4 protein-coding genes are annotated in these 2,573 nt (G+C 72.4%); all 4 read right to left on the reverse strand.

The window, feature by feature from the left end; translation table 11 throughout:
• The coding region (locus tag AB0M20_RS37465; protein ID WP_364305536.1) for a hypothetical protein at positions 1-221 on the reverse strand (221 nt) is incomplete at its 3' end.
• A 2-nt stretch (positions 222-223) separates the two neighbouring features.
• Positions 224-1,159 carry a PrgI family protein gene (locus AB0M20_RS37470; protein ID WP_364305538.1) on the reverse strand — a complete coding sequence of 312 codons (936 nt, stop codon included), beginning with the start codon at positions 1,157-1,159 and terminating at the stop codon, positions 224-226.
• 224 nt (positions 1,160-1,383) lie between these two features.
• A complete protein-coding gene (locus AB0M20_RS37475; RefSeq protein ID WP_364305540.1) occupies positions 1,384-2,301 on the reverse strand; it encodes a hypothetical protein in 918 nt (305 codons plus the stop codon).
• 1 nt (position 2,302) lies between these two features.
• Positions 2,303-2,573, reverse strand: a 271-nt coding sequence (locus tag AB0M20_RS37480) for a pilin (RefSeq protein WP_364305541.1), incomplete at its 5' end; no start/stop codon positions are given.

The raw sequence follows: 2,573 nt of genomic DNA on the forward strand, positions 1-2,573 counted from the left end.
AGCGGGTCCAGCCAGGCCGGGCCGACCTCGGCCGGGTAGCCGGTGACGATCAGGGTCGCCGCGTAGCCGTCGCCGATCCGCAGGTACCGGGGTGTGTTCTCGATCGCGGCCGGGCCGACAACGGCGGCAACGGAGTCGGCGGCCGTTGAGACAGCAGTAGCGGAGTCGGCAGGCCGTGCCGCAGCGGTGCGTAGGGCCGCCCGGCGGGATGGCAGTCTCATGGTCAGTCTCCGGCGGTGATGGCCGCGCCGGGCGGGGCGCCGGGCCGGCTGGCGTCGGACGGCGTGTAGGGGTCGGTGGCGCAGGCCAGGACCGCGGTGTCCCGCGCGCCGTCCAGGACGGCGGTCTGCGCGCCCAGGGCGGCCAGCGCGGCGGCGGCGTGCTCGGCGCGGCGCAGCACGTCGGTGCCGCGGCCCTTCTCGCCGGTGGCGGTGACCGCCACGGTGACGGTGCGCCACAGCGGGTCGCGGCGGGCCGCGAGCCCGACCAGGAAGGCGGCGTAGTCACGGGCCGCGCCGGCCAGGGCCGGGTTGCTGATGCCGCCGGCGCCCTCGGCGATGCGGGCGGCGTGACCGGACAGGTCGACGCGCTGCGCGGACACGACGATCTGCACGGGCCCGGACAGGGCGTTGAGCCAGCGGGCGAAGCCTGCGATCAGGGCGGCCTGCTCGCCGCCGGTGCGCAGCGCGATGTTGACGGTGGTGCAGGCGACCAGCGCGACGGCGTGCGCTCCGGTGTCGATGACGCCGGCGTCGGTGATCGCGTCGGCGGGTAGCCGCAGCGCCGGCACCGCCGGGACCGCCGTGCCGGTGTCCGGCGCCCAGGCCGGCGGCGCTACCGGGTGACCGGATGTCCGGGGCACGAGGCGCTTCGGGCCGCGGGTGTGCCGCAGCGCGGCCAGCAGCCAGGCGTCCATCGGCAGCCCGTCGCGGCGGCCCAGCGCCAGCACGATCGCCGCCCCGGCCAGCGGGGTGAGGATGACGATGAGCACGAACGGCGGCAGCAGCGGGCCGAGAGTGCGGGCGATGCCGTAGCCGATGACACCGGCCACGGCCAGCACCGCGAGCTGCCGGGCGGTGAGCCCGTAGACGATCTTGTCGGGAGTGTCGACGTCGGCGGGAATCCGGGCGCGCGGGGTGGTGTCGTCGTCAGGCCGCACAGCACTGCCCCCGGCCCGTCCGGTCGGTGACGCATCGGCCGCGCGGTGCCGTCAGAGGCACAGCGTCGACGGTTGATTTCTCAGCGGCTGAATTCGGAGCCGCTGGGTTCTGGTCGTGGCACGTCATGCCGGTTCCTCTCGTGGGATGTGGTGCCGATTGCTCGCCACCGTGCGGTCAGCGCAGACCACTTGGCCCAGGGCCGACCGCGGGTTCCCGGTGCCGGTCAGGGATGAGTTCTGCGGCGCAGCCGCCGGGTGACCTGCTGGACCAGCACGACGCGCAGCATCATCGCCAGCGGGTTCGGCTTCGACTGGATGACGATGCTGCGCATCAGTCCGGGGATCCTGGTGACGCCCCACAACAGACACACCACGATCAGCAGGTTCAGCACCGCGCCGGTGTTGTCGGGCAGTCCCAGGACGGGCAGGTTCGCCCGCGGGTCGAGGAAGATCCGCAGTGTCAGGTGCAGGGCGACGGCCTGCAGGACGACCGTGCCCAAGGTGCCCAGCAGGGTGCGCCACCACAGCTTCGCCGCGCTCTCGGTTTGCGCCGTCGCGTGCAGCGCGACCGCGATGGGTGCGACGCCGACCGTGACGATCAGCAGTCCCACCCGGACGATCCACTGCACGATCAGCACACCGGCCAGGACCGCGATGAGCAGGCCGATCACCAGCAGCAGGAACCCGACCGGGTTGGTGAGGCTGTCGCCGCTCAGCGCCGCGGCGATGACGGCCCGCAGCTGCTGCATCGAGCCCGGCGACGTGATGTCCTGGCCGGTCAGCGCCGCGGTGACGGCGTTGGCCAGCTGGATCGCCGTTGAACAGATCGGCAGGGCGAAGTTCGCCGCGATCAGCCCGATGACCAGCCGCGGGATCAGTTCACCCGGCCCCACCTGGGACTGGAGAGTGTCGCGGCCCATCACTAGCACGCCGGTCCACAGGAACGCCAGCAGGTAGCACGTGTTCACCACGTCCAGCGAGGTGCTCGCGAAGGCGGTGACTTGCGGGAGCCGGGTGACGTCGGGCGTCACGAAGACGGTGGCCGTCAGCAGTCCCCACAACGCGTCGAGCGCGGCGAGGACGGTCTCGGCGAGCCAGGTGACGATCCGGTCGATAAGCTGGTCGACCAGCCAGTCGTCCACCTCAACCGCCGATCCAGCCTCGGACGATCGCCAGCAGGATCGGCGCCAGGATCGCCAGTGCGTAGCCGAGCAGGGCGTTTTTGAAGGCCGAGTTCGCCTTCTCGATCTCGGCCGGGTCACCGCCGGCGGCCAGCCGGCGCAGACCGCCGATGGTCAAAAACAGCGTCGCCACACCGACCAGGAGCCCCACGATCCACGTCGTGATGTTCGAGATCACAACCGGCAGCGAGTTGGCGGCAAGCAGCTGCGGGGCGGCAGACGCGGCCGCGGTC

Source organism: Actinoplanes sp. NPDC051633, from assembly GCF_040681735.1.
Taxonomy (GTDB): Bacteria; Actinomycetota; Actinomycetes; order Mycobacteriales; family Micromonosporaceae; genus Actinoplanes.